The organism is Natronospira sp. (assembly GCF_007134575.1).
In the GTDB taxonomy this organism is placed as follows: Bacteria; Pseudomonadota; Gammaproteobacteria; order Natronospirales; family Natronospiraceae; genus Natronospira; species Natronospira elongata.
The window spans coordinates 1-3,478 of sequence record NZ_SLKM01000264.1; the positions used below are offsets into that span (position 1 = coordinate 1).

A 3,478-nucleotide genomic window follows, 5' to 3' on the forward strand; every position below is an offset into this window, starting at 1 on the left:
CCCCGCCCGCATGGGATGGGTGGAGGGCCGGTGAATCTCGCTGCGGACATTGCTGTGGCATTCAAGACAAACCGCCTCGCGAGCAGGCCCGGGGCGCATCATGGGATCCACGGCCGTGTGAGACTGGTGACAGTCCGCACAGGTGACCTCGGCGAATTCGTGGCCACTGCCGTGCCAGTGACGCTGACTGTAATCGTCATGGCAGTCGAGGCAGGCGCGGTTGGCTGTCTTGGCGGGGGTATCCTGGTCGAAGGGAACGGCGGTCTGCGGCCTTACCCCGTCCTTCACTTCGAGGTGGGCGGCACTGGGACCGTGGCAGGATTGACATTGCAAGCCCGCCGCCGGACTGCGCGGATCCCCCGACATGCCATGGGGTGTATGCCGAATGGCAGCCAGGGGATGCTCATCATCCGGCATGTGGCACATGACACAGGCCCGCTCCCCCCCTGGGGCATAACCGGCCTCTGCTGGAAAATCCTCGGCGGCGTAGGCACCGGACAACAGCAATACGATTGCCAGCATGTTCCCGAATCCCCTTCCCTGAAATACTTACGATAGCTTAGAAGATAACTCAAAGACTTTCTTGATTCGGATCAATCTCAGGACATCCAGTCCGAAGTTCGCTAATACTCGAGCCGATCACCCAATGCCGGTATGGCTGCATCAATGGCAAAACGCTCCTTGAGGGTAGCTGCCAGGGCCTGACGGGGCTCGTCCTCGCCATGCACCAGAGCCACGGCCGGCGGCAGGCGAAAACCCTCCAGCCAGGCACAGAGCTCGTCACGATCGGCATGGGCGGAAATGCCGCCGACAGTATGAATCTGGGCACCGACACGGATGTCCTCACCCCAGATGTTGATGGAATCAGCACCGTCCACCAGCTGACGACCCGGTGTGCCCTGAGCCTGGAAACCGGTGATCATGATCTGTGTCACCGAACGGCTCAGCTGGTGTTTGAGGTGGTGACGAATGCGGCCGCCCGTGCACATGCCGCTGCCGGCGATGATGATCGCCCCGCTCTGGATCCGATTGATTGCCATGGACTGCTCGGCGGTTTCGGTAATGCGCAGATTGGGAAAACGAAAGCGGGTCTGGCGGACCCAGTCAGCTGCCTTCGAGCGCAGATAACGATGGTGTCGCGCATGCACTTCAGTGGCGCGAATGCCCAGTGGGCTGTCGAGAAATACATGCCATTTCTCCAGGCCCCAATCCTGATAATGGTTGCCCAGAAGATATAACAGCTCCTGGGTACGCCCCACCGCGAAAGCCGGAATGAGGACATTGCCACGCCCCTTGGCGGCAGACTGCAAGATCTCCTTGATCTCCTGTTCGGTGTCTTTCCGACTACGATGAAGGCGGTCGCCATAAGTGCTTTCCATCAACACCAGATCGGCCTGCTCCAGGGGCTTCCAGTCCGGCAGCAATGCGCCCCCGCGCTGACCCAGATCCCCGGTGAAGACCAATCGCTTCTCCGCACCACCCTCCTGGCTGCGCAATTCAACTACCGCCGACCCCAGAATATGGCCAGCATCGTGGAGCTTGAGGTGAATATCCGGCAGGATTTCGTAAAGCTTGCCGTAGTCGAGCGGGCTCATCTGCGCCAGGCACTGGGCCACGTCCTCCCGCGTAAACAGGGGCTCCACCGGCGGCTCATCCCTATTATTGCTGTCACGGGATGCCTGCTCGGCCTCCTTCTCGGCCAGCCACGCCGCATCCTCCAGGAGAATCTCGGTGATGTCCCGGCCGGCACTATGGACATGAATCCAGCCCCGAAAACCGTAACGAATCAACTGGGGCAGGCGTCCGGAATGGTCAAGATGGGCATGACTCAGGACCACGGCGTCCAGTTCGGCCGGATCGAAGGGAAAGGGCTGGCGGTTACGGCCTTCTTCCTCCGCGTTGCCCTGAACCATGCCGCAGTCCAGCAAGACGCGGCGACCGGCCGCTTCGACCAGAAAACAGGCTCCAGTCACGCCACCGGCGGCACCATGGAATTGTATGCTGGGCAAGCCGGGCTCCTTCTGTTATCCGTGGGTCATCATTTGGGAGGATAACAGAGCATTCTCGGGACAGGGGATTGAGTATTAGATTATACTGATATACAGTAAGTCCGAATACTACAGACAGCCGCGAGTGCGGCGGGAGTAACAAGCATGCGAATCCTTGCCATTACTGCAACCTTGCTATTCCTCGCTGCTGGCGGCCAGGTGGCTGCCAGCCCGGAGAACGAATCAATGATGCCCGACATCCCCGACAAGACACAGCCTGACGAAAAAACCCTGATTGGCGGCCAGCCTGACCAGAGAGACCTTTATCAGGCAAAGGAAGCCGGCATTCGCACGGTGGTCAACCTCCGGGGCGTGGGTGAATTCGATGACTGGGCCCAAAGCGAGGTAGTCACCGATCTGGGCATGCTCTACATCCATATCCCCGTCGATGGCGCAAACGGGCTCACCCGCCCCGCCGTTGAAGCCTTCGATCGAGCCGTGAAGGCGACCAATGACGAACCGGCCCTCTTCCACTGTGCCAGCGGCAACCGGGTGGGGGCCATGTTTGCCCTGCGCGCCGGGATTCTGCAGGACCAGCCAGTCGAGGTTGCCCTGGACATTGGCCGCAAGCACGGCATGACCGGGCTGGAAGACGAGGTGCGCCAACTGCTTGAATCCGGCGAGCTGCCGGGTGCCGGCTGAGACGCCCGCCAGCGAGCGGCTGACGGTATTCTGCCGTCTGCCCCAGGCCGGGGTCAGCAAGACCCGGCTGATTCCCGGCGTGGGCGCCGAGCGGGCTGCCGCCCTGCATCACCAGATGGCCTTGCGGGCCATCACCGAGGCCGCCCTGGCCGGGTGCCGTCGTCCCGGCCTGGAAACCCGCCTGGCGGTGACCAAGGCGGTCGACGAGGCCCAGGACTGGTTCGGCCAACTGCTACCCGCCAAGGCCCAGCCCGAGGGCGACCTGGGCGAGCGGATGCTGGCCTGTTTTCGGGCCGGGCACCAGGATGGCATTCAGCGCCATCTGATCATCGGCACCGACGCCCCCGGTCTCGATGCCGCGCTCATACAGCAGGCGCTGGAGGCGCTTCGGGACAAGGCGCTGGTACTCGGCCCGGCCCATGACGGCGGCTATTACCTCATTGGTCTGTCGGTGCCGCCACCCGCGAGCCTGTTCCGCAATATGCCCTGGGGCGGGTCGGCAGTTCTTGATCAGACCCTCGCGCGGGCCAGTGCGGCGGGACTTTCCGTGCATCGGCTACCCGCCCTGGATGATGTCGACGAGCCCCATGAGCTCCGCCACTGGTATCAACGAGCCCGCCGCTGGCCGCGCCTGCGGCCCCGGGATGGGGTCTCGGTGGTTATGCCCGTACTCAACGAGGCCGACCGAATCGGCCGGCGCGTACGGGCACTGCTGGATGAAGGTGCGGAGGAAGTCATCGTCGTCGATGGCGGCAGCCGGGACGCCAGTCGGGCGCTCGCGGCAGAGG

The 3,478-nt window shown here is 62.8% G+C and carries 4 protein-coding genes; 2 read left to right on the forward strand and 2 right to left on the reverse strand.

The genetic code is table 11. The annotated features are described in order from the left end of the window. Both ACJWXQ_RS10535 and ACJWXQ_RS10540 read right to left on the reverse strand, forming a co-directional pair. Positions 1 to 522 (reverse strand): cytochrome c3 family protein (locus ACJWXQ_RS10535; protein ID WP_406672789.1); only part of this gene is annotated, 522 nt, incomplete at its 3' end. A 101-nt stretch (positions 523 to 623) separates the two neighbouring features. Then, complete coding sequence (locus ACJWXQ_RS10540; protein ID WP_346050152.1) at positions 624 to 2,009, reverse strand: MBL fold metallo-hydrolase; 1,386 nt, start codon at positions 2,007 to 2,009, stop codon at positions 624 to 626. 144 nt (positions 2,010 to 2,153) lie between these two features. On the opposite strand from ACJWXQ_RS10540, the gene ACJWXQ_RS10545 reads away from it, so the two are divergent. Together ACJWXQ_RS10545 and ACJWXQ_RS10550 are read left to right on the forward strand one after the other, a co-directional pair. After that, the gene (locus ACJWXQ_RS10545) at positions 2,154 to 2,690 is read left to right on the forward strand and encodes a fused DSP-PTPase phosphatase/NAD kinase-like protein (RefSeq protein WP_346050154.1); all 537 of its coding nucleotides are present in this window, start codon (positions 2,154 to 2,156) and stop codon (positions 2,688 to 2,690) included. After that, on the forward strand, positions 2,680 to 3,478 hold a 799-nt coding region (locus ACJWXQ_RS10550; RefSeq protein WP_406672790.1), incomplete at its 3' end, for a TIGR04282 family arsenosugar biosynthesis glycosyltransferase. The genes ACJWXQ_RS10545 and ACJWXQ_RS10550, both read left to right, overlap by 11 nt.